General features: G+C 42.7%; 19 protein-coding genes. 5 read left to right on the plus strand and 14 right to left on the minus strand.

Features of this window, described 5'->3' with window-relative positions; translation table 11 throughout:
- Positions 1-4: 4 nt before the first annotated feature.
- A complete protein-coding gene (locus RTX25_RS06955) occupies positions 5-1,075 on the minus strand; it encodes an ABC transporter permease (RefSeq protein WP_312652125.1) in 1,071 nt (356 codons plus the stop codon).
- A gap of 13 nt (positions 1,076-1,088) precedes the next feature.
- Positions 1,089-2,000 (minus strand): ABC transporter permease, encoded by a 912-nt coding sequence (locus RTX25_RS06960; RefSeq protein ID WP_312652127.1) that lies wholly within the window; start codon positions 1,998-2,000, stop codon positions 1,089-1,091.
- Between the two features lie 307 nt (positions 2,001-2,307).
- On the opposite strand from RTX25_RS06960, the gene RTX25_RS06965 reads away from it, so the two are divergent.
- On the plus strand, positions 2,308-2,487 hold the full coding sequence (locus tag RTX25_RS06965; protein ID WP_312652129.1) for a hypothetical protein: 180 nt from the start codon (positions 2,308-2,310) through the stop codon (positions 2,485-2,487).
- 73 nt (positions 2,488-2,560) lie between these two features.
- On the opposite strand, the gene RTX25_RS06970 is transcribed toward RTX25_RS06965, so the two are convergent.
- Complete coding sequence (locus RTX25_RS06970) at positions 2,561-3,040, minus strand: cupin domain-containing protein (protein WP_312652131.1); 480 nt, start codon at positions 3,038-3,040, stop codon at positions 2,561-2,563.
- 162 nt (positions 3,041-3,202) lie between these two features.
- Between RTX25_RS06970 and RTX25_RS06975 the strand changes: the two genes are divergently transcribed.
- Entirely contained in the window at positions 3,203-4,384 is a 1,182-nt protein-coding gene (locus tag RTX25_RS06975; RefSeq protein ID WP_312652133.1) for a GNAT family N-acetyltransferase, read from the plus strand.
- Positions 4,385-4,495: 111 nt separating this feature from the next.
- On the plus strand, positions 4,496-6,208 hold the full coding sequence (locus tag RTX25_RS06980) for a glycoside hydrolase family 3 N-terminal domain-containing protein (RefSeq protein ID WP_312652135.1): 1,713 nt from the start codon (positions 4,496-4,498) through the stop codon (positions 6,206-6,208).
- Between the two features lie 91 nt (positions 6,209-6,299).
- On the opposite strand, the gene RTX25_RS06985 is transcribed toward RTX25_RS06980, so the two are convergent.
- The 3 genes from RTX25_RS06985 to RTX25_RS06995 all read right to left on the minus strand — a co-directional run bounded on the left by RTX25_RS06985 (position 6,300) and on the right by RTX25_RS06995 (position 9,148).
- Positions 6,300-7,556, minus strand: a complete 1,257-nt coding sequence (locus tag RTX25_RS06985) for a PepSY domain-containing protein (protein ID WP_312652137.1) — start codon at positions 7,554-7,556, stop codon at positions 6,300-6,302.
- A gap of 75 nt (positions 7,557-7,631) precedes the next feature.
- Positions 7,632-8,561, minus strand: a complete 930-nt coding sequence (locus RTX25_RS06990) for a hypothetical protein (RefSeq protein ID WP_312652140.1) — start codon at positions 8,559-8,561, stop codon at positions 7,632-7,634.
- Positions 8,558-9,148 (minus strand): RNA polymerase sigma factor, encoded by a 591-nt coding sequence (locus tag RTX25_RS06995; RefSeq protein ID WP_312652142.1) that lies wholly within the window; start codon positions 9,146-9,148, stop codon positions 8,558-8,560. Before RTX25_RS06995 ends, RTX25_RS06990 begins: the two co-directional genes overlap by 4 nt.
- Before the next feature lie 303 nt (positions 9,149-9,451).
- Here RTX25_RS06995 and RTX25_RS07000 point away from each other — a divergent pair, with 303 nt between their 5' ends.
- Positions 9,452-10,471: a hypothetical protein gene (locus tag RTX25_RS07000; RefSeq protein WP_312652144.1), complete on the plus strand. Its 1,020-nt coding sequence runs from the start codon at positions 9,452-9,454 to the stop codon at positions 10,469-10,471.
- Positions 10,472-10,551: 80 nt separating this feature from the next.
- Here the strand turns inward: RTX25_RS07000 and RTX25_RS07005 are convergent, their stop codons facing one another.
- From RTX25_RS07005 to RTX25_RS07020, 4 genes are all read right to left on the minus strand, one after another.
- On the minus strand, positions 10,552-11,532 hold the full coding sequence (locus RTX25_RS07005) for a hypothetical protein (RefSeq protein WP_312652146.1): 981 nt from the start codon (positions 11,530-11,532) through the stop codon (positions 10,552-10,554).
- Positions 11,533-11,738: 206 nt separating this feature from the next.
- Complete coding sequence (locus tag RTX25_RS07010) at positions 11,739-12,374, minus strand: hypothetical protein (protein WP_312652148.1); 636 nt, start codon at positions 12,372-12,374, stop codon at positions 11,739-11,741.
- A gap of 15 nt (positions 12,375-12,389) precedes the next feature.
- Entirely contained in the window at positions 12,390-13,373 is a 984-nt protein-coding gene (locus RTX25_RS07015) for a hypothetical protein (protein ID WP_312652149.1), read from the minus strand.
- 193 nt (positions 13,374-13,566) lie between these two features.
- Complete coding sequence (locus RTX25_RS07020; RefSeq protein WP_312652151.1) at positions 13,567-15,207, minus strand: transposase; 1,641 nt, start codon at positions 15,205-15,207, stop codon at positions 13,567-13,569.
- Between the two features lie 323 nt (positions 15,208-15,530).
- On the opposite strand from RTX25_RS07020, the gene RTX25_RS07025 reads away from it, so the two are divergent.
- Positions 15,531-16,364 carry a GNAT family N-acetyltransferase gene (locus RTX25_RS07025; RefSeq protein WP_312652153.1) on the plus strand — a complete coding sequence of 278 codons (834 nt, stop codon included), beginning with the start codon at positions 15,531-15,533 and terminating at the stop codon, positions 16,362-16,364.
- Positions 16,365-16,422: 58 nt separating this feature from the next.
- Here the strand turns inward: RTX25_RS07025 and RTX25_RS07030 are convergent, their stop codons facing one another.
- The 4 genes from RTX25_RS07030 to RTX25_RS07045 form a co-directional block, all read right to left on the minus strand.
- Positions 16,423-19,158, minus strand: coding sequence for an AAA domain-containing protein (locus tag RTX25_RS07030; protein ID WP_312652155.1), 2,736 nt, complete (start codon positions 19,156-19,158; stop codon positions 16,423-16,425).
- A gap of 70 nt (positions 19,159-19,228) precedes the next feature.
- Positions 19,229-20,278, minus strand: a complete 1,050-nt coding sequence (locus RTX25_RS07035; RefSeq protein WP_312652157.1) for an HRDC domain-containing protein — start codon at positions 20,276-20,278, stop codon at positions 19,229-19,231.
- Between the two features lie 666 nt (positions 20,279-20,944).
- Positions 20,945-21,784 (minus strand): c-type cytochrome biogenesis protein CcsB, encoded by an 840-nt coding sequence (gene ccsB, locus RTX25_RS07040; protein ID WP_312652159.1) that lies wholly within the window; start codon positions 21,782-21,784, stop codon positions 20,945-20,947.
- 1 nt (position 21,785) lies between these two features.
- Entirely contained in the window at positions 21,786-23,084 is a 1,299-nt protein-coding gene (locus RTX25_RS07045) for a cytochrome c biogenesis protein ResB (RefSeq protein ID WP_312652161.1), read from the minus strand.
- Positions 23,085-23,137: the final 53 nt, after the last annotated feature.

Here is a 23,137-nt window from a genome sequence, read left to right on the forward strand (position 1 = left end):
AAGATCACTTCCTTAATTTTGGATCGAAGGCATCTCTCATGCCGTCACCCAGAAGATTGAGGGAGAGTACGATCAGGCAGATGATCAGTGCCGGAAAAAGCAGCTTGGAGGGATAACTCTGAAGACCTTCTCTCGCGGCATTCGCTAGACTTCCAAGTGAAGGCATCGGAGCCTGAACGCCAAGCCCCACGAAGCTCAGGAAGCTTTCGGTAAAAATAGCCGATGGAATCTGAAGCGCTGTTGAAATGATGATGACGCTGATGCTGTTCGGCAGGATATGTTTCAGTATGATTCTTGGCGCCTTTGCCCCTACGGCTTTAGCCGCAAGTACATAGTCGTTTCTCTTGATGGACAGAATCTGCCCTCTGACAAGTCTTGCCATTCCTACCCAGTAAAGCAGACCGAAAACGGTGAATATACTGATCATGTTACTGCCTAGTTTATCGACAAGTCCTCCACCCATATTCGTGAACACCTGATCCAGTACCACAGAAAGCAGTATGATGATCAGCATGTCCGGAAGCGAGTAGATGATGTCGACAATTCTCATCATGACAAGGTCTGTCCGACCGCCCACATATCCTGAAACACTTCCATACAGAAGTCCGATGACCAGTACGATAAGGCTGGCAAAAAGTCCGACACTTAGGGATACTCTAGTACCATATACCACTCTTATAAAATAGTCTCTTGAGAGCGCGTCCGTTCCGAAGATATGCGGAAAGACTTCTCCTCCATTTTCGATGTATTCCTGTTCAAGTTCCGAATACTCAAATGGCGCCAGATTCTTGGCCCCTCTGTCTCTTACTCCGTTGACCTGTATGATTTCGGAATACTTGTAAGGCACGATTAATGGAGCTGCAAGAATTGTGACCAGTATGACTGCAAGGACAACCAGACTGAATACTGCCAGAGGATTTTTAAGAAGTTTCTTCACGCCATCCTTCAGAAAGGTGGTTGATTCTCCCATGACATCCTGCTGTCTCTTCTCTTCTTCCGTCGCCAGTTCAAATACGGCGGGATCAAGCTGCATACTGAATGGTCTGACTACTTTAGGCTTTTCGATGTTTTGCATGTCCTGTTCCCTCCTAATCAAAACTGATTCTTGGATCGACCATCTTATAGATCAGGTCACTGATCAGATTGGCAATGACCATGAGCGTTGCGAGGAATATCGTTGTGGCCATGATCATCGGATAATCTCTGTTTGTAATGCCGCTTACAAATTTGGAACCGAGTCCGCCTATGGTAAATACGGTTTCCACAACAAGGCTTCCTGTGAGGATATACGCCGTCATAGGTCCGACATAAGTGACGATGGGGATAAGTGCATTTCTTAATGCGTGCTTGAATATGATCTTCCAGCCGGATACGCCCTTCGCCTTTGCAGTTCTTACATAATCCTGTCCCAGTGCATCCAGCATGCTGCTCTTTGTGAGCCTTGTGATGTAGGCCATCGGATACAGGGATAGCGCAATTACAGGCAGGATATAGTTTGTCTTCTCAGCGCTCCATACCTGAATCCATCCAAGCTGAATGGAAAAAATCAGAAGCAGAAGAGTCGCCAGCACAAAACTTGGTACCGCTGTAGAAAGAGTTGAAAAGAAGATGATGATCCGGTCGGGGAGTTTGTTTCGTGTCAGGGCCGCCAGGCTTCCAAGAACAAGTCCGACTGTAAGGGCTACGATAACAGCCATTCCACCGAGTCTTGCTGAGATTGAGAATGACTCGGATATGGTGAGTGCGATGTCTCTTCCGGTCTTCAGTGAAACACCGAAGTCTCCATCAAAGATATCACGCAGATACAGTACATACTGTTCGGGAATCGGCTTATCCAGATTATAACGCGCCTGAAGCACTGCTTTCACCGCTTCACTAGGTGCTTTCTCTGAATCGAAAGGCCCTCCGGGGATCGCGTTCATTGTAAAAAAAGTGATGGCAGTGATGATCAGAACAGTCAATCCTGCAAGACCGACACGTTTGATAACATAACGAAGCAAATCTAACTCCTCCTTCCAGATGCTTTATTGATTAAAAATTAAATAATTATAGATTATATTAACACTTATGTTATTCCTTTATTAATAAATTGTCAATTATATAATAACATAGGTATTAGTTTATCAATTTAAAGCTTCGTCGTTATAATTCAGTCAAAATATTCTAATAATTAACACTTAAATTTAATAACCTGTGAAATTTTCAATTTTCCGCCAATTATCAGTATGTTCATTCTTTTATACCACCGTTAATCTCATGTGATATGATGAGGATATTAAATAATTTCAGGAAAGAAGGACTGCCATCATGGCTGGTTTTAATGACAGTGAAATCACCATCACCTATCTTTCAGATGCCTATCAGAAATCCAACCGAGAAGAACTGGACAGACAGAAGTTCGAGTTTCGGAAGAAGACAGATATTACGCCCATCTACAGATTCCTCAGCAATGTCAGTCTCAGAAATCGCGAGCGCATCAACCGTTAATAAAAGAAAGCAGAAAGAGCCCAGCGCAGGTTTATCCTGACGTCCTGTGACTCTTTCTGCTTTTTGTCCTGAACTATAGAGATTCGAAGGCTAGTCTTCTGATGATGGATTCATGCTGAGGATAAAGCTCCATGAGTTCCTTCTGTGAAAACAGCCTGAAATCGGCAAAGTCGAATCCGGGAACCACCATACAGCTGACAAGGGCATATCCCTCTTCCACTGTGGATCCGAATACGGTCCCTGAAGGTACGGTATGGTTCAGCTTCTGCCCTTCTCCAAGCCCTAAGATAACCGCCTCATATCTGCCGTCCGGGTAGATCGAATGCACCGTCAGCGGACTGCCATCGTGAAAGAACCACAGTTCATCCGATGTAAGCTTATGGAAATGAGACGGATTGTCTTTCATCAGAAGGAAGTTGATGTTCGTATATAGTGGTAGACCTTTCCGATCGATGTTGTATTCAAAAGGGGAACGATCCGTCTGTCTGTAATATCCCCCTTCAGGATGAGGTTCCAGTTTCAGTTCTTTTACCCATTCTTCTGCAGATTTCATTGTCATTCTCCTTGTACCAAGCTTTTAGTTATATTGTAACAAAAATGAAATGAAGATGGATACCTCAGGATATAAAATATGAAGTGAGCTAAAAGATTTTCAGAAACCGGCTGAAAACCGGTACGTGTTTCATCAGCCATAGATGATATAGGGGGAAAGACTGTGGAATATGAAATTATTCATCTGCCTAAAGACAAATGGAAAGGGACACCACTGCCCATCGGATATACGACCACTCAGTATTATGACGTGAGCGTAAAGGAAAATTCAGCCGGATTTTCTGTGGAGATGATTCGCAGAAATTTCCCTGAACCGGTGACGCACTCACCTGAAGAATACGACTACCCCGATAAACTGTACCAGGATCATTATGAGAATGCCCATGCCTGGGGAATCGTTCATGAGAATCAGCTGATCGCTGCAATGGAAACCGATCCTGAGCTATGGTCGAACAGACTGAGAATAACGGAGCTGTGGGTTTCTGAGCCTTTCAGGAGAAAAGGCATCGGACATGCACTCGTAGAAATCGCAAAAGAGCAGTCAAGACGTGAAAGAAGACGTGCTGTGATTCTTGAAACCCAGTCCTGCAATGCAGACGCTCTGGATTTCTACAGAAATGAAGGCTTTACGCTCATCGGATTTGACAGCTGCTGCTATACAAACAGCGATCTCGACAGAAATGAAGTCAGGCTAGAGATGGGATGGTTCCCACAAGTGAAGACGAAGCTCAGCCTTCTGGATCTCGAAATCAGAAAAGAAACCGAAGAAGATCATTATGCGGTTGAACTCATGACCAGAAACGCTTTCTGGAACAAACATCACCTTGGCTGTGATGAACATTATCTTGTACACAGAATGAGAAAGCATGAAGACCATCTGCCAGAGCTTTCCAGAGTAGCCGTGAAAGACGGTAAAATCATCGGTTATATCATGTACTCCAAAGCGAGAGTCGCCAGTGAGACGGAAACTCATGAAGTCCTGACCTTCGGCCCCCTTTGTGTGGATCCACAGTGGCAGGGTTTCGGCGTCGGAGAACTGCTTGTCAAGGAAACCATGAAGGCTGCAGAAGAAATCGGCTATAAAGGCATCGTGATCTTTGGAGAACCGGACTATTATCCGAGACTGGGATTTGTCACCTGCGACCATTTCGGCATCACCACTTCCGAGGGAAAGAACTTTGATGCATTTATGGGGATCGAGCTCCGTGAGGGCAGCATGAAGGGTATTACCGGTAAATATTACGGCTCGGAAGTCTTTGATGATCTGCCGGAAGATGAAGTCGAGAAATATTCAAGGAATTTCCCTCCTCTGAAAAAGCAGAGGTTCCCGGGACAATGGGATTAGATGGGAAACCGCATTGTACATAGATCAGGAAACGTTCAGATTACTCCACTTTTTACTGTCTGGTACTAAGAATCGTTTCGTGTTAGACATTAAGATGTCAGGAGGGATATCATGCCTAAAAAAATTGCTGTTTTACTGCTGCTCGTCCTGTCTGTGATCACTTTCACTTATATCTTTTCGCTGAAGGAAGCTGGTGAGCCGCAGCTGCCCCCTGAAGAAACTGAAGTTCCATCAGATTCAGAAGCTCCGGCGAAAGGCAGGAATACCGAAATAATCACTGAAATCTATACACAGTCTCTTAAAGGAATGCTTCCGGACATCTCACTTATTTCAGGAGAATCCGAAAAGGAAGAAGTCCTGAAAGAATATGGGAAGCCTTCCACATCTGATGACACCCAAACGGGCCGTTATGAGACGTATCCAGGGGAAAGCCTGACCGTGGGATATGAGGGAGCTGCAGTATATGATCTGAGAAGTGATAAAGCCACGTATCAGGCGATCAAGAAGAACGAAATCCTTGATGAGCTGGGTCAGCCGGATGAAACGACCTTCTATAAAGAAAGCGGATATGATCATACGATTATAATCTACAAAGTAAGCAGCTCCTATGAGCTGAAGTGGATTCTTGATAACAGTCTGAATTCTGAAAATCCTCCTACGGATCATATCTCAGTAGTCAGTACAGCTGCAACAGCTGACGAGCCACCCGCATCTCAGGATAATCCGCCGTTATCCCAGATCGAGGAGACTTTATCCAGAATGACTCTTGAGGAAAAAATCGGTCAGATGATCTTTGCCGGAATTTTTGGAACGAAGCCTGATGCGGCATCGCTGAAACTGATCACCGATGATCATGTCGGCGGAATCATCTTCAACAGCAAGAATCTTTCAGATCCTCATCAGACGGTCAGATATGTCAATTCTCTGAAAGATGCCAACAAGAGTAATCCTGTTCCGCTTTTCTTCGGAATCGATCAGGAGGGCGGCAGAATTTCAAAACTGCCCGGTGACATTCTCCCTCTCCCCTCCGCTGCAGCGACCGGTGAGAAAAACAGTGAAGCGTATTCCTATGAACTGGGTCGTACACTTGCAGAACTTGTGCGTGCCTATGGCTTCAATCTGGACTTTGCACCGGTTATGGATGTGAGCAGCAATCCCGATAACCCCGTCATCGGTGACCGCTCTTTCGGAAACACTCCGGATCTTGTGACAAGGCATGGCATAAAGGTTATGAAGGGACTCCAGGATGGAAAAATCATCCCGGCAGTCAAGCACTTCCCCGGTCATGGAGATACCTCAGTGGATTCCCATCTGGCGCTGCCTACAGTATCAAAAACCAGAGAGGAGCTGGAGAAACTGGAATTCATTCCCTTTGAGCATGCGATTTCGCAAGGCGCAGACATGGTGATGATTGCTCATCTTCTTCTTCCTGAACTGGATCCGGATTTCCCCTCATCGCTCTCCAGAATCGTCATAAACGATCTTCTCAGAGAACGCATGGGTTTTAAAGGTGTCATCATAACTGATGATCTTTCCATGAATGCCATTTCAGATCACTACAATCTTGGGGATGCCGCTGTCAGGACTGTTCAGGCAGGAAGCGACATCATCATGGTGGCACACGATCATACTCTTATAATGAGTGCCTTATCCGGCTTAAAGAAAGCTGTGGAAAGCGGAAGTCTTACCGAAGAGAGAATTGATGAAAGCGTAATGAGAATCCTTCAGCTTAAAGAAAAGTATGCCATAGCTGACAATCCGGTAGAAAACCCGAACCTTGAAAAACTGAATTCCAGGATCAGATCGCTGGAAGATGTCAATTAGAAATCCTGAGTTCTAGACTTGTGGACGTAGCAGGAGACAGGCTGAATGTTTTTCATTCTACCTGTCTCCTGCTCCCCTTTAAGTTCCGGGTTTAGTCTTCATGTTCAGTTTCGAATTCTTCTATCTTTCCGCTGAAAGCGCTGATCTTCATTTCGTACTCTTTTCCATCCAGTCTGATTTTGAAATCATAAGAGTCATCGTCGATTTCTTCCTCTATGATCGTTCCATTCACGTTATCCAGAGCAATCCTCCTCGCTTCTTCCAGCGTAATGCTCGCCCCTTTTCTTCCTTCATTCTTTTTGACTTTGTCCTCTTTCCTATTCTTCCCTGTATTTCTGTGGTCATCCTCTTTGAATTCTTTTAAAGCTCCTGTGACCGCATTGATTTCAATCTCGTATTTCTTTCCATCCAAGAGGATATCGAACTCGTAGCTGTCATCATCTCTTTCTTCTTTGATTATGGTTCCACTTACTTTTTCAAGGGCGATTTCTCTGGCTTCTACAAGAGAAATATCTGAGTTTCTTCTGATTCTTTCTTTATGATCGTCGTCCTCCTCTTCAAGCTCTTTCACTTCCCCTGTAAAAGCATCGATCTTCAGCTCATATCTGACACCATCCAGAAGAATTTTGACCTCATATTCATCATGATCATCCATTTCCATCCTGATGATTTCGCCTGGCACTTTCTCGAGGGCAATGGACCTTATCTGTTCTGTCGTCAGCATTCCTTCCCTGACTGTGCTCTCTTTCGTCACATACCCGCTGACTACTCTGAATAAAGACTCTTCTGAAATATTTTCTTCTCTGCTGTATGCGAAGAGTTCTTTTAGGGTCATCTGAGACAGCTCTTCATCACTCAAATGGACACCAAGCTCACGCATTTTGCCGATTATCCTCTCTCTGCCTGTCGTGTCATCAGAAGTTTCATCCATATCACTTAAAAGAAGGGTTGCTTCGATCTTTTTATTTTCAAGATAAGCCTTAATCGACTCATTGATTCTGGCAACAAGTTCTGAATCTAAGACTTCATCCTGAACACTGATCATTACAAGATTGTCCTCTCCTCCGTGGATGTAACCTTCCAGAATCATACGATCAACAAGGCCGTTGATGGTATTTTCCAATGAGCGGTCATTAACCACATAGCCGCTGAGCATTTTTTCTGCATCCTCATTGAGCGGATTCACTTCGACCACCCGTTCCAGTCTGTTGGTGACAATTTCAATACTAGGATTAACATCCATGGTCATTCTGAATGATGGCTGTGTAAGATACACCATCACAATGATCACACCAGCCATAAGAGCACCGGGTATAAACCACACTTTCTTCAGCATCTTAATGTTCATCTTTCATATCCTCCTTTGTTCTATATCAGGTTAACTGACAAACCGCTTCTTTTATTGCACCTGATGTGAAGTTTTTTAATCATCTTCTTCATCGTCTTCTTTTTCATCCTCATCATGCTCATCTTCTTCATCATCATGCTCGTCTTCTTCTTCATCCTCATCGTCATCATGTCCGTTATCCTCATCGTCTACATCATCATCGTCATCATGATCCGGATTCTCTATTTCAGGGTCATCATGAATTTTTTCCAAGTCCCGACTTTCAATGATGTTTCCAAGATCCAGGCCCAGCTGTCTGCTTAAATACACCAGATCCTGAAGGGACATGGGCACCAGCTCTTCTATGGTCAGATCCGGGTGAAGAATCATGAGATTTCTGATAAAGGTCATTTTGCTTTCAGATACTCCATATTCCTTGGCATATTCAGTGATGGTACTGGTCTTGTCAATTTTCTGTCCCAGAATCACCGGATCAATGCCTCTTTGTGTAAGGTAATCATGTATGAAAACATCAAGCTCTGTCAGCTGACTGCTCTCTTTATTCCCGTTCTGATTATGAACAGAAAGCAGCATCATGCCCTCAGTCTCATCCAGATAACCGTTCAGGATCATAAGATCCAGAATTTCCTCAGTAACCGCCATATAATCTTCACCTTTATAGCTTAGGCTTTCGATCAGATTCTTTCCGTCATCATTTCCCGCCTGAATATCAATGACCTCATTTCTTCGGTTCGTCACAAGCGCTATACTTGGATTGATATCCATATAGATTTCACTGTCAGGGGATCTGAACTGATACTTCCAGGTCCCGAATATCATAAAAACTGCAGCGGCGGCAGCCAGTGGAATGATTTTCTTAACCCTCGAACCTTTTTTCTTCTGAGCGGTGATCTCATCATGTCTGAGCATTTTTGAGACAGGCTGTGCTTTGATTCTGTCCAGAAGATCAAGAGGTGCCTGGTCTACAACCCTTTTGATGCTCTCTTCGATTTTTCTGTCATTCATGAACTTTCTCCCCCTTCTTCCAGATGACTTCTTAACTTCTTCAGCCCTCTGTGATACTTCGACAGTAAAGTTGAAAGCTTCATATCGAGACTTTCGGCGATCTCCCGGTGCTTCATACCGGATACCGCGTAAAGCATAATGATTTCTCTTTCTTCTTCAGTCAGTTTTTCAAGCACCCCTTCCAGCACCAGTCGGTCATCGGCATCTGTCACGTAGGAGAACCTCCTGTCATTCATGATATTCGAAGGATCCTCTATCGAGAAACGGCTGCTTCTTTTCATTTCCGTATAGTAGAGGTTCCTGGCAATGGTAAACATCCAGGCGAGCGGCTTACCCATGGGTTTATAGAGATGTGCAGATGAAAGTATCTTAAGGTAGGTTTCCTGCATCAGATCCTTAGCCTGTTCATGATCCCTCGTCAGAGAAACTGCATACGCATAAAGGGTTCTTTCAGACTTATGATACAGCTCGTCCAGTGCACTGGAGTCACCCCTGCCGATTCTTTCGAAAATACGCTCGTCTATCTCGGGGGAATGATCTCTATCTTTAATGGGTTCATCACTCATGACGAAAGTAAAAAGCATCATCTCTTCAGTCCTCCTATTGATATAACGTTCAGCCTTACGATTTTATTGCATGTTTTTAAAGCTTCATGAATTTTTAACAATTTAAAACGGAGAAAGCCATGATGACCTCCCCCGCAGTTCACTTTATTTATACTGATATCTGGATTGTATCATATATCCTGAAACCAGTTGTTAATTTTTGTCATGAATATGGTTCAGGGAATTTTCTAAAGACCTGCCTCAAAAGCTTCTGCTTACCGATCAATATTGAAATATGCTATGATTATCCATATCACCATCTGATGGGAAAGTATGAGGTACCCTATGATACAGTTTGAAAAAAATCCGATGCTTACGGAAACCATGAAGAATCTAATGAAGTCCATGAGAGATATGCGCAGCTATCTGTCTGATGTGCTCAATTATCTGGAAGACTATATGACACCTGCAAAGGAAAAAGAACTTTTATCTTTACTGAAAAAATACGATATTCCAGAAGATCATCTGGACAGGGATATCCGAAGTCTCCTGGAAAATCCCTACTTCAAAGACATCAGACTGGAGAAAGTGGAAACGGATACCGTGAGGTATCAGAGAACCGTCATTCCAAAAAGAACCCTGATGAATATGGATTTTCATGTTCCACTTGGTATGTACCTTTTCCATTACCATCCTATCGGATATTTCAATGAAGACCTGGAACTTCCAGTACTCATGGAAGGAAAGAACGTCTGGATGTCTCCTGCGGTCAGTGAGATAGAAAGCATGCGCATCGGCATAGACAAAGGTCATGGGAAATGCGTGACCTTCGGGCTGGGTCTTGGACTCATCATCTATCTCTGGCTTTTGAAAGATGAGGTGGAAAGCGTCACTGCAGTTGAAGTGAATAAAGATGTCATCGATCTCTTCGAGAAATACATTCTTCCCCAGTTCAAGACAGATAAAAAGGTCCAGATCATTCATGCCAGCGCCTATGACAAGTGGAACAAGGACTTTCTGGATGAATTTGATTATGTCTATGCTGATTTCTGGGAGTCCAATGAAGACGGCCTTGAGTGTTATACAAAACTCATGGAAAAGAAGATTGACCTGCCTCATATCGATTACTGGATTGAAGACTCCATACTTTCTGACATCAAATATATGGTCACATCGTATCTCAATACATTGTATAGAGGCGAGAGCGTCATGGTTTTCATGTCATCCATTGATGCAGACATGAAAAAATATGCCATCAAAATCAATAAGTATTTCAAAAGAAGAACAGATACTATAAGGACTGAAGAAGAGCTCCTTGAGCTCATTCATTCTAGAAAAGTATTAAGAGAGATTCTATCCATTTAAAATGTTTACTGAATAAAAGCAGACAGCTGATATGCGCTCTCTATGGTAAGAGGATATCCACTGTCTCTTCATTTGTATTCTTATTTAATATCATCAATCTCGATGAAGTAACCACCCTTTTCCACCTGGTAATCCTGGGTGTAGTATAGAATCAGTTTATTACTGTCGATATGTGTGGCCACATACATCGGGATCTGAAAACCATCTTCAAGCTCAACAGGATAGCCTTCTTTCTTCCAGTAAACTGTATAACCCGTATTCCCCATTTCATCTATTGGAATCAGATCGAATCTGTTAAAGCTGAATTTATCCTTATCTGGAACAGAGTAGCTCATCAGAACTTCGTAGAGAAAAAGATCTCCGATTCTCAGATCTTCAGGATAAGTATCCATCTTTCTTACAGAATCCACGGTAATGGTGTAATCTATCTTTGCATCCACGAGAATCATAGGTTCTCCGATCTTATATGATTTTTTATACTCAGGCATTTTACCTTTCATATCCGCGATGATTCTTTCACCTATATCAGCCTGAAACTCTGTTGACTCACCCTGATAGTCTGGAAATCTAAAATCGAAGCGCTTTTTTCCTGATTCATTATGATAGACGAACTTCTGCAGTGACTTAGTTCCAACAGGAGTATGCTGGACCACTTGGCTGTATGATAAATCCATACTATCTCCAATACTGGGCACTCCATCATTCAGGCCTAATTCGAAACCGTTTGACTGTGAGGTTTCAAGTTTATGCACAGGATGATTCTCATCTATGGATATATTCTCATATAGAAATTCAATGAGCAGTGTCTGAGTACCGTTTGAGATTTCTGCATCAGTGATCTCAGTCACACCTATAAGGGTAACCGCATAATCTCCCCTTACCTGTACTCGATCTCCTACACCATAAACAGCTTTCTCCTCCACCACTTCTTTTTCTTTCCGGATAATTGTCGGCTTATCTGAATTCGTCTCCACATCTGATTCCAGAGTGTTCTCTGTCTTATTGCAGCCAGCGGATATTACCATGGCCAATAAGGTGATTATAATCGATAACTTTTTCATTCTAGTCCCCCGAATCTGCGTGATTAATTTATATTTTTATTATATCATAACCTTTTAATTAATATCAATTATATTGATTTGATAACCTTATTTTACCTCTATTATTGTATGTTTATGATATAATAAAACTCTAATTGCGTGATATCATAGAAAGAGCATCCCGCTTGTCAGATGAATCTGATAGGATGCTCTTTCTACTACTTATTCTATTCTTCTGGAAATACCGATTCCTCGATGATCTCTTCTGTTTCCGCATCGATATACTGAAGGTTGAGTTTAAAATCCTCGCCCTGAATCGTGTGATAGAAGCCTACTGAAAAGAATATGGTCATCCCCGACAGATCAAATGAATTCTCATATCCTGCGCGATCAACAAACACTTCCACTTTCCGGTAATCTTTGGAAGATTTGATGTCCAGGATATAAGGAGTTTCCTCTCCTTCGATCAGCTCATTGAAAGAAGTGATCATATTTTCTTCCATCTGTTTTATAAGCTCTTTATGTTTTGTCCGGGACATCTTCAGCCATAAAGAACCATCGTCTAACACCTTAGCATCGCTGATCCCAGGATTTTCTTTGAGATAGGTATCCCTGCTAAAGCCTCCAAGATCACCTGCAAACTCAGACGGTAGTGTCAGCTCCACGCTCATTAGGTTTTTCTCCACATTGAATCCTTCTGATTCCTCGTTCTCTTTCTTTTCCACTTCCCCTTCAACTTCGGTTTCAGTGCCTGTTACGTCCTCAGGTACCCCAGCGGGATCATTTTTCATCTCCTGGTCTGAGCACCCCATCATGGCTATAAGAAGTAGAGACAATAACAGAATAACTATTTTCTTTTTCATACTGACCTCCTGTTTCTATTTGATGCCATCTAGGCTGATGTAGCAGTCGGAGTTTGTGGTGAACATATTGTCCTTAAAGGTAAGGATGATACTGCTGCTGTCTTTGTGTGCCGCAAGATACATGATTCCCTTACTTCTTGCACCTTTAACCGTTTCGCTGGGATAGACATCCGAGAACAGAGGGTAGCTGTATCCTGTGTTTCCATGTTCATCTATCAGTGTAAAAGAATACTCAGTGATCAGCAGGGGTTCATCCAGGCTGATATTGGAATAGGTATATTCAATCTCATATACCGCTTCAGGTTTTCTGCGCTCAAACTCATTTCTTTCCTCAGTTTTTTTCACTGAATCGATTGTTACAGTATATGCACCCTGCTCAGTGCTCACTTCAATAATTTCGCCCATAGTGAATGTGTTGTCATACTTCGGCAGGATTCCTTCCATGCTGACCTCGACGGATTCACCTACAGGAAGAGAAAAGGTGCAGTCAGATTGGGATGAAAAAATGTTGTCATAGTAATGCATATCAATTTTACCGCTTTCAGATGTTGTCCCTACCGCAAATGAAGCTAAGGTCTTCGCGCCTTTAGGTGTATATACCGAAGTGTGTGTAGCTTCTACAGGGTAGGTATCCATCATATTACCGCCTTCATCTACGAGCTTGAACTCCATTTCAGAAATATAGATTTCATCGTCGCTGTTCAGATTCTCATACAGATACTCAATAATCAGCACCTGTTCCACTTCCTTCTCCGAAAACTCGTTTCTTTCATCTGTTTCCTTTACACTGATGATGGTAAGCGCATACTCATCATCAAAGAGGATTCTGTCTCCTATTGTGTAGACTTTATCTGCTGCAGGAGCATCCTCTTCTGTATTTTGAGCATCTGCCTGAAGAGGCGCATCTGTATCGGTTTTCTTTACAGACTCCACACTTGAACCACATCCCGTCACGCCAAGCATAAGAATAAGCATCAAGACGACCCCAGTTTTTTTCATGATCTTCCCTCCTGATTATGGTTGTTCAGCATCGAGCAATTCGAGGCTTTTCTATATCTACACCATACCAGATCAGGTGTCCTCAATTAAGGACAGTTAATTCTCCACTTCCTTGATCCGTTACTGTTCACACCCTTAAATAGCTGCAACAAAAAAAGAGCGAATGAATACGCTCCACTTAAGTGTCCTTGAATCACTTCCTCAGAGGTGACCAGATATCATCCTCATCACTGAATATGTTACGGATTGTCTGATAAACTGGGCTACCTTTGCACTTTGAAGTTTCTGATATGCTGAGAAAGTCACAATATCTTTGCAAACCATCTTTCATGCTCCGAAAGGTGCCTGCAACTTTCGTTTTTCCTTTAGCCACTCTCAGTGATCGTTCTGATAGGTTGTTGTCAAAAGGAACCAGGAAATTCTCTAGAAACAGAAGGTGATTCTTTTTATATTTACCAAGCCTTGCGGCGAGATTGAACCCATTAATATAGTATTTGGTTGGCGGATGAGTCGAATATTCTTTGCTGGACTCACTGAGAATCTCTTCGTATTTATGACGATATTCTAGCAGAGCTTCCTCAGCGAAGGACGTTTCTCCAGCTGCAAGGAGGACCTTGCGGTCTCTATTCATGTCCAGCAGAAGTTTTCTCATCTGGATATGCCACTTCAAATGAGGCTCATTCTCGGCTGCATCTAGGAGATAGCGTAGCACATGTACATTACATTCCTGATGGTCCGCACCAAAACGGTAAAAAGAGCGATCATGATCATGCACGATTATTCCGCCATAGTCATCGATAGGACTGCCCGTAAGGGCAGCGATTCCTTTATGAGCATTTGCAGAGTAGACCTTTCCGTTTTTGTTGGCATACACATAGATATGGGCATTCTTTCCACTTACTCTTGCGTTTGTCGCATCAGTATGGATCACCGGAGACTGTCTAAGGTCTTTGATGATTTCATTGAGAGATGAAGATGCCCTGTTAGAGAATTCCGTTGATAGGTTGCTTAGGGTGCCTTTGGAGATGGAGATTAATCCATCGCTCATTTCCCATAGTGTTTCTGCGGTCTTATCAAGAGAAACGTTACAACGGTTGTTGAGAAAAACAGAAAGCGCTTTGATCTCAGGACCATAATTGACTTCGTTTGGCAGGCCTTCAGGAAATTCCGTATAGAAACTAGTGCCGCATTTGTCACACTTGAATTCTTTCGATATATAGTCCGTGGCAGAAACGGTCACCTTAAGGTCAATCAGCTGCCTTGTCTTGGATCGACCTGTCGTGTGAAGATTATCAGAAGAACAGAAAAGGCAGGCACAGGGAATCGAAAGATTCACCTGGCTGCTGGAAATCTGTTTTTTTCTATGATATCCCTGATGTCCAGGCTGACCTCCGGGCTTTCGCCTGGTTTTCTCTCTGCCGTTATGGATTGTTTCATGTCCCATACACAGCGAAGATGGAATGGATGAGTTGGTATAGTCCCGATTGATTTGAGCCTTAAGTTTCTGGATGATTCCATCCCGCTCAGAGAGATCTTTACAGGAGATTTGCATCTGATGTTCCATCTGGACTTTCAAATCTGCTGCATCAAGTTCGGCGATGCTAAGATCGAACTCCAAGCTTCGGATTCTTTTGAGGTCGGATGAATGCTGTTCTGAAAGTTTCGCGTTTTTCTTCTCTATTTGCGCGATTCTGCGGTCTTTTTTAGCAATTTCTTCCTCGTGGAGTGAAATCAATGAGCCTAAATATCCTTCTGACTGAATTTTATTCAGCTGCGTACGCAGCTTGAAATTCTCTGCGTGAAGACGATTATCTTGCTTAAACAAAACAGGCATAAGACCCCACCTTCTTAAAAGAACTGTAAACTTTCATATAATATCAATATAATAATTATATCATATACAACCAATAAAGTCCAGTTATTTAAGGATTATTTTTTATTGAAACATAGTTATTTCAATGGTTATATGGATTTTAGCACAAGAAAATAGACCAGTTTTTATACTGGTCAAATGGAACTATTTCAGCCAAGTTATATCATTTAATTGTTTAAGGGTGTGAACAGTAACCTTGATCCGTTCGTTTAAATTTTCTCATTTTAAATGTATAATATTCATTAATATATATGCTATGCAAATAGAATTATGAGGGATTAAAAATGAGATTAACATGTGAAAAGTACAAGAAGAACTACATACAGGAAATAAAGAATCTTCTCACAGAGGATGAATTCGTCAGAAAGGATACACTTGGCTGCCTTGAAGATTTTCCTGAGTGTGCGGTAGTTGTGAAATCAGACCATGACACTGTAGCCATAGGCGTTTATACCGGTAGAACAAAAAGGACCAGTATGACTTTTACAGTCAGCCCAGGTCGAAGAAATGAAGGGATAGGGTCCTTTCTTCTAAGCGCTCTGGAAAATGAGATGCTGGAATACGGAGTAGAAGAAATCATCTGTGATTATAAGGTAGACGATTCAATCCGCGCTTTTCTCCTGAAAAGAGGATATGAGAACTGGTTCCGCTCCAACCATATGATCTATTCAGGGGACAAATTCGATGTTTCCCAAATCTCTGTATCAGATTACTCAGACAAAGATTATGACGCTGTGCAGAAAATACTCAGCGAAGCCATCCATAGAATGCGGCTTTCTGTGGGTCTTGAATCCGTGCCATCAGAACCTTCGGAGGAAGAAAAAGAGACATATCAGAAAAAATCAGAAGATATCTTTGTGCTCAGAGAAAACGAAGAAATTGCAGCGGCAGTAATGGTCGAAAATAATGAAATCGACAAACTGGCAGTATCCGTCAATAAGCAGGGTATGGGTTACGGGAAAGAACTTCTGGCTTATACCGTAAACAGGCTGAAAGAAAGAGGCTTTTCTGAAATCAGTCTGTGGGTGGTGGAAAGTAATCCGGCAAAAATACTCTATGAGAAAGCAGGCTTCAGCCTGAACAGACAGCACGAATTCATCAGAAAGAAACTCATATAGTAAAGAAGGATTGACGGATATTTCATCTAAGTCGATCCTTCTTTCATTTCTTTTCACATTATGATCTGGAATAGTTCATGATCATCTTCTCAAGGATTTCTTTTTCACCGCTTCCATTGGTGGAAAACCTCACGAGCGGAATCCGGTACAGGTTGAACACTCTGTCTTTGATGATGTCTCTCTCCTTCTGTCTCGTACCTTCTTTATGGAAATGGAATCCGTCCACTTCTATGGCAAATACCGGCTTCTTGGTTATTCTGCTGTAAATCAGGAAGTCCACATGGGTGGCCTTGTTCATGACATACCTGCATTCCTCGTCCGACAGATGTTTCGGGTCTCTGATGAGCATATTCAGCGGCTGATGACAGATCACCCCTAAAGACAGATGCTCATGCTTTCTCAGAACATCCGTAATGGTCCCGAACATGAGATTTTCGGAGTCATACTTCGATTCTCTTTTATGGCTTCTTAGAAATGCCAGTCTTTCTTTCGTGTACTGAGTATAGAGATAGTCAAAAACAGAGTAAAGTTCACTTTCGACCACCTGAAAATTGTTGTACTCGATATAGGATATGAGATCACCGATATTACTGTCTGCTGGCTGCTCATTCCCTGAAACCACCAGACAAAGTCTTTTCTTTGCTCTGGATATGGCTACATTAAGAAGATAGGGGTCATCAGAAAAATCAGTGACCACATCATCCACAGAGGTCATGATGATCGTGTCCTTTTCTCGTCCCTGAAACTTATGAACCGTTGCCACATCGATGCTGCCCGTACCTTCCAAGGTGCTCACTATTGCATTCACCTGTTCGTTATAAGGTGCAATGACACCTATATCCGGACTGCCCGATTTAGAGAGTGCGGGCAGCGCTTCCTGAAGAAGTATATCAATCTGTCTCTGATTGAAATGATCCCTTTTATGGTTACCCATAACTGTCTTGTAAACCGACAGCGCATCTGCCTCTCCTCTATCCTCGGTCATGATGATCAGTTCATTGTTATAGAACTTCTGGTTGCAGAATCCGATGATTTTCGGATGGCACCTGTAGTGTTCTCTTAAAAGAGTCTGGGGCAGATCAGGGATGACTCTGCAGACGGACTTCAGAAAACTGTTGCTGCTGAAGGCATATCCTTCGGAGATATCATATTTCCTGAAGATGTCATCCGTCTTTTCCTTCATCTCCTCGCTGATCACATTAGGCAGCTGCTTCAGATCACCAACAATCACAGCGTTTCTTGCACAGGACATGGCTAGTGCACCAGTTGCCACATCCACCTGGGAAGCTTCATCCATGATGAGATAGTCAAACATCGCATCTTTACCCAAGCTGCTTCTTGAGGAGAATGTGGTGCTCAAGGTGATCGGATATTCGCTGATTACCTCTCTGGGGCTTTTCCAAAGATCATGAGACGTAAATACTTTGCGAACTGCGCTTCCCCCATATCTGTCATAAAGTGCTGACTTTAAGTAAGACAGCGATACCCGTGTCAGATCCTCTATCTTGTTCCGATCCAGTTCCTTATACTGAGACAGCTTTTCAATTTCTGATTTCAGCTCAGCGTGTTTAGCCTCATAGTATAGCTCCTGAAAGTAAGTGATCACTTGAGGCAGTCTTTTTTCATACAGCTTCCAGCTTCTGATGCCGATGATTCTGATGTTTTTCAGTTTGAACCATAAGGATATCTTGTTATCCTCTTCTGAATAGGCATAGCATTCCTGCCAGATGTTCATGAGCTTTTTAGATGAGTGAGCGCGGTCATTTCTCCTGATTTCAATACCGGTTTCTTTACAGTACTTCCTGAAATGTCTGATTTCCGTCTCAAGAGCTTCAAACTCCTGACGTGCTCTGGCCAGACGCTCCTGTCTGTCAAAAACCTCCCCGAGCTCCATGGATACCTTTCTGATTTTCCGATTAAAGAATCCCTGTTTTTCTTCATCTGCACGCCATCCTGAGAACGAGGGATAGCTGCCAGTCTGGTTCTGTATGAAGATATCCTTGTTTTTTACATTGCCTAAAGAAGCAGCAAGAAATCCAAGTCCACATTCCTCTGATGACAGCTTTTCCTCCACATTTGAAATGGCGGAATTGTTGTTTGAGACAACTAATACGGATTTCCCCTCCATCATGATGTTTGCAATGATATTGAGGATGGTCTGGGTTTTCCCGGTTCCAGGAGGACCCTGTATGACACTGATCTGATTCGTCATGGCATTTCTGACAGCTTTGAACTGGCTGGCATTTCCACCGAAAGGAAATATGAGAGAAGGTTCCTTATAGCTGCGCATCGGGTATCTGTCGGGATTCATATAGGTTGCCATGGCAGAATCCCTGTCGATGAAATCCAGTTTCTCATACTGTTTATGAAGAAGAACCTGTCCATCTTCCGTACGCAGCTCATTTACAGATGCGATTCTTCTTAGATATTCCAGGGTACTTGTTGTGGACTCATTGTTCAGGCAGGAGCCAAGAATATCCAGATGACGTTTGTCGTAGCAGTTCCCGCTACCGTCATTGAATCTGATGACCCAGTATTTATGACGGGCTCCAGAAAATTCCCATATCTCACTGATGTTGAAGAGTTCCCTGTCACTATGTCTGATGCTGATCCATTGCGTACTGATCTGTTTCGGATTCCGGATCCATTCGATGGACGGGTAATTATAGTGATATACTTTTCCGTTTGTAAAAGTGACATCAAATTTTTTGGAAAGAAGATTATATACACAGAACCGGACGTTCTCCGTAATGTCCTTTTCTTTGCATAGGATCAGATTCTCACTGGTATTCATTAAGCATCCTCCACACGATATTTAGGATATTGAGCTGATGGCTAAGCTCATCATTCTCATCTGACTTAATTCACTGATGGAGGATATTCAGAATATCCTGTCCGTATTTACTTACCTTGACCTCTCCGAATCCCGTAATCTGTCTTAAACTCTCCAGCGATAAAGGTCTGACATGAACCAGCTCCTCCAGCTGGGCATTGGTGAAGATATAATATGCCTTCACCTCTTCCTCACGACTTCTGTTCAGCCGGTATTCTTTCAGCATCTGGTAGAGAACATCGGGATTTTTCGGTTCTCTATCTGAGGGTGAAGAAGACTGTGCCGCCTTCTCCTTATCTGACTCTTCTTCAGCTGCATCCACAAGATTCTCCCCCTGAAGAACTCCATACTTAGCCGTATAGTCCTTCCTGTTCGGTCTGTGCATCCTGAGAAATCTGTCTGCGATTTCATACATGGTCTTATCTGAAGAGGCAACATCCCTGCTTGCACCATTGACAGCTTTTAAATGACTGATCAGCTGGTCATTACGTAGGATCAGATTCCGGATCCCTTTATCCGCCTTACGTGTACTTAGAACCGTCTTGCTGTTGGCCAGCACGACAACAGACTTATAGTTTTCATCAAAATACTTTTCAAACATGCTTCTCATGAGGAGATTACTCATCTCATCTTTCCTGATGGCTTTAAGGAGATCAAGATGTCTTCTGTTCTGAGTGGTGGGGCTGTAGATTCCTTCCCTGTATTTCCTGCCGCCGTAACTGAGTGTTCTGACGAAATCACCCGCTTCATTGACCTCGATATCTCCGAACAGATTTTTGCACTCGATGACGAAGATCACTTTTCTCATGATCACCACAAAGTCGATCTGAGCACTTAGATCGCCAGATTCAAGATGAAGATCTCTTAGAATAATCATCGGCGTAAAACTGTTCATGAGTTCAAATAGAAGAGATTCCTCGCCCTGCAGTCCATATTCCAGAAGCTTCCTGTCTTTCAGAATCAGTTTTTCCGTTTCTCCCGACGTTCTGTCTTTAAGTTCCGAGAGAATTTCAATCTGTCTCTTCATTCCATTCGAGTCCTTATATAGAACTGGTCCTTTCAGCTTGTCAAATAAACCCATATGATACCTCTTTATCCTATTGATTGTTCTTTATATTAGTCTCTGTATGAGCGTAGTGTTGATATTATGTTATTTATTAAAGGATTCTTAGAACCCCTTAAATGCATCAAGCCTTATTTAGTTTCCTTTTTTCTTTTGACTTAATAATGGCAATCCATCCGATAATTACCGCAAACAATGCAGGAAACTGATATATTGCATTCTGCAAATCATGGCGACCCAACCAGAAAATAATGAGAAAAAGAAATATATTCACGAATCCACTTATATAATGCATCTTACCCCCCCCTCTTGAGTAGCTTCTTTATGTTGGTTCAGTGATAATCGGTACTCAATATAACTCATCTTTTTGTGCATAAAAGAAAGAATGTATATCTTTCTTAATAAATTCTTCGAGAAAGTATATATTTTGATATTATAACATATCTCATTTAAGTAATCTATTTTCAACATAGCATTCATACAGAGCCTTATATTAACTATACTAAATATTCCTCTGAAATAATACCTTATATGATCATTCTATATTGATTTACTGAAACACATTTAATGGTACTTTATGGCATCAGATAGTCTCAGGTACCTGCCCTCGCAAAAAATACTTCTCTCAGACGAAGTATGACTAAACTTCCTCTGAGAGAAGTACAGATGAATAAGCCTATCGCACTATATATTCATTACAAGACGTATGGAAGCATAGCTGTGAACACTTGGAAGAAGAGTATTTACACCGATATAGGTAAAGAGGACACAGATGAATCCGATGACAGCAAAAAGTGCCGCTTTCTTTCCTCTCCAGCCTCTTGTGATGCGAAGATGGAGATAGATGGAGTAAATGATCCATGTGATGAAGGACCAGGTCTCTTTCGGATCCCATGCCCAGTACCTGGACCAGGCCTGTTCTGCCCATATGGCTCCTGTAATCATGACCAGAGTGAGAAAGAAGTATCCTGCTGCCACCGCTCTGTAGCTGATGAAATCCAGCTGCTTAAGCTCCGGTACATGCTTTGTGATGAAAGCTTCCTCGCCCATTCTGTCTCTTACCAGATACATGGCGGAAACTCCGCAGGCAACACCGAATGCACCATAGCTGATGACCGCTGTCGCCACATGGAATACCAGCCAGTTGCTCTGAAGAGCCGGCATCAGCGGATGGATATCCTTACTCTGCATTGCTGCATAGCCGATGACAAGAAGGATGAGCGGCATGACGAACGTACCCATGGCTTTGAAACTGAATCTTCTCTCGAAAATCAGAAAGAGCAGAACAATTCCCCATGCAAAACTGGTGGCAAATTCATACTGATTGGTTAAAGGAACTCTTCCTGAGGCGATACCTCTTATGATGAGGGCTGCAGTATGTGCAAGAAACCCGCCATAGAGGATATAGGTTGCGATCCTTCCAGACTTCTCCCGTCTTCCGATGAAAAAAACGATGTATAAGATCATGGAAATGGTATAAATAATCAGTGCCAGATAAAACAGAATATTCTCGGCCTCCGTCAAATCATTTCCCTCCCTTTTCTAAAAACCTACTGAGTCTGTCTTCCATCTGCAGCCTGTATGCCTCCTTGTTTTTGTACGAACCGCCAGATAATATGAGCTTGCCTTCTCTCTCCTCAGCCATGATATAGCCTGGTACATAGTAGAAGGTCAGAAGCAGCCCGATGAGCATAAAGAAACCGCCAAGAGCGGCAAATATGGCTCCAGGATCCCTGATCACCTGCAGTACCGTGAAGAGCTTAGGGTCAAATGCCTGAAATTCTATGTCCCCATAACGTATGGTCTCACCAGGGGATGCCACATTCATATATACGCTCTTTCCCCCTTCATAAAGGATAAAAAGGTACTTCGGCCTGTTCAGAAAAGGTGTCTTTGTATAAGCCTTTCCTTCAGAAAGCACAAAATCCGGATAGAAGCTGCGAAATTCCAGAGCAAGATCCTGCTCCTCAAGCATGACTGCTCCTGACTGATAGAATCTTTCTCTGAGGATTTCCTCTCCTCCCCTTTTAGCAACAAGCTCCATCATCCATCCTGTTCCGCTCTGATAGATTTTGTATCCTCTTGTTCTCATGGGACTGTTCACAGAAATATCCCCCGATTCAATGACTTCATTATCTCTTCCTTTAAATTCAGCGGATGAGATATATTGATGGATACTATGGTCGGCTCTGTAAAGAATATCAAAATCAGTGAGATGAATGACATAATCCGTATCCGTAACCGCAAGCTCATCTCCCGGAATTCCCGTAAGAAAAGTCTCATAGCCGAACAGCTTTCCCGAAGCCAGGGCAAGTATAACCACGAGGATCCCAAGATGCACAAGATAGGATCCGAAATATCCCCATCTGCGTCTGACCGCATAGGCTATTCTTTTCCCGTCTACCTCAACCGTACGGAATTTTCTGTATCCGAGAGCATGAAAAAGAGCCTTGCTATCCTTTATGCCTTCAACCGGAATCTCAAAAAGAGGATTTTTAATCAGAAGACTGTCGATATGAAGATCCTTCTTATAAAGCCTTATGGTGCCTGGCAGTCTCCTCAGACTGCAGAAAATAAGATTGCCGGAGAAAAAAAGTGTGAGGATGATGAAATAGACAGAGCTGTATACCTTATGAAGCTGAAAAATCCTGATCAGAGTGAAAACCAGCTCACTGTAGTTTTCCTCATAGAACCCCAGGGGTCTTTCCTGTGGGATGAGTGTCCCAAGAGTCGAATATCCTGCAAGAAGCAGTAAAAGGATCATACCGAATTTCATCGACGCGATAAATTTTCCCGGTGAAAAAGAATGCTGTTTCTTAACCATTGCCCCCTCCACTCTAAAACAAGGCTCCAGTTTTAAAGGAGCCTTGCCTTAAT

The organism is Proteiniclasticum sp., assembly GCF_032054185.1.
GTDB lineage: Bacteria > Bacillota > Clostridia > Clostridiales > Clostridiaceae > Proteiniclasticum.

What these genes read in the sequence shown, in the direction of transcription:
- RTX25_RS06955 (WP_312652125.1), bottom strand. Translation starts at nt 1,075, where the DNA reads ATGCAAAACATCGAAAAGCCTAAAGTAGTCAGACCATTCAGTATGCAG.
- RTX25_RS06965 (WP_312652129.1), top strand. Translation starts at nt 2,308, where the DNA reads ATGGCTGGTTTTAATGACAGTGAAATCACCATCACCTATCTTTCAGAT.
- RTX25_RS06970 (WP_312652131.1), bottom strand. Translation starts at nt 3,040, where the DNA reads ATGAAATCTGCAGAAGAATGGGTAAAAGAACTGAAACTGGAACCTCAT.
- RTX25_RS06980 (WP_312652135.1), top strand. Translation starts at nt 4,496, where the DNA reads ATGCCTAAAAAAATTGCTGTTTTACTGCTGCTCGTCCTGTCTGTGATC.
- RTX25_RS06985 (WP_312652137.1), bottom strand. Translation starts at nt 7,556, where the DNA reads ATGAACATTAAGATGCTGAAGAAAGTGTGGTTTATACCCGGTGCTCTT.
- RTX25_RS06990 (WP_312652140.1), bottom strand. Translation starts at nt 8,561, where the DNA reads ATGAATGACAGAAAAATCGAAGAGAGCATCAAAAGGGTTGTAGACCAG.
- RTX25_RS06995 (WP_312652142.1), bottom strand. Translation starts at nt 9,148, where the DNA reads ATGATGCTTTTTACTTTCGTCATGAGTGATGAACCCATTAAAGATAGA.
- RTX25_RS07000 (WP_312652144.1), top strand. Translation starts at nt 9,452, where the DNA reads ATGATACAGTTTGAAAAAAATCCGATGCTTACGGAAACCATGAAGAAT.
- RTX25_RS07005 (WP_312652146.1), bottom strand. Translation starts at nt 11,532, where the DNA reads ATGAAAAAGTTATCGATTATAATCACCTTATTGGCCATGGTAATATCC.
- RTX25_RS07010 (WP_312652148.1), bottom strand. Translation starts at nt 12,374, where the DNA reads ATGAAAAAGAAAATAGTTATTCTGTTATTGTCTCTACTTCTTATAGCC.
- RTX25_RS07015 (WP_312652149.1), bottom strand. Translation starts at nt 13,373, where the DNA reads ATGAAAAAAACTGGGGTCGTCTTGATGCTTATTCTTATGCTTGGCGTG.
- RTX25_RS07020 (WP_312652151.1), bottom strand. Translation starts at nt 15,207, where the DNA reads ATGCCTGTTTTGTTTAAGCAAGATAATCGTCTTCACGCAGAGAATTTC.
- RTX25_RS07025 (WP_312652153.1), top strand. Translation starts at nt 15,531, where the DNA reads ATGAGATTAACATGTGAAAAGTACAAGAAGAACTACATACAGGAAATA.
- RTX25_RS07030 (WP_312652155.1), bottom strand. Translation starts at nt 19,158, where the DNA reads ATGAATACCAGTGAGAATCTGATCCTATGCAAAGAAAAGGACATTACG.
- RTX25_RS07035 (WP_312652157.1), bottom strand. Translation starts at nt 20,278, where the DNA reads ATGGGTTTATTTGACAAGCTGAAAGGACCAGTTCTATATAAGGACTCG.
- RTX25_RS07045 (WP_312652161.1), bottom strand. Translation starts at nt 23,084, where the DNA reads ATGGTTAAGAAACAGCATTCTTTTTCACCGGGAAAATTTATCGCGTCG.